At 67.1% G+C, this 325-nt stretch carries 1 protein-coding gene; it reads left to right on the forward strand.

Annotated elements, in window-relative coordinates:
- On the forward strand, positions 1-325 hold a 325-nt coding region (locus GSQ77_RS29045), incomplete at both ends, for an E3 binding domain-containing protein (protein ID WP_174246525.1).

Consider the following 325-nt stretch of genomic DNA (forward strand, 5'->3'; position numbering starts at 1 on the left):
GATGTATCGCCCGCCGCGCGTCCTCCGCTCGACGCGACCATCGTGATGCCCGGCGATGCCCCGTACGCCAGCCCGGCGATCCGCGCGTTTGCGCGTGAGCTGGGCGTGGACATCGCGCAGGTCAAGGGCAGCGGTCGCAGTGGCCGCATTCAGCGCGAGGACGTGAGTGACTACGTGAAGCATGCGCTTGCTTCGGGTGCGCGTCCGGTCGCCGGCGCATCCGCCTCGCTGGGTGGCCTCAGCTTGCTGCCGTGGCCGAAGATCGATTTCGCAAAGTTCGGCGAGATCGAGGAAAAGCCGCTGTCGCGCATCCAGAAGATTTCCG

This window comes from Burkholderia sp. L27(2015), assembly GCF_009765705.1.
Classification (GTDB): Bacteria; Pseudomonadota; Gammaproteobacteria; order Burkholderiales; family Burkholderiaceae; genus LMUX01.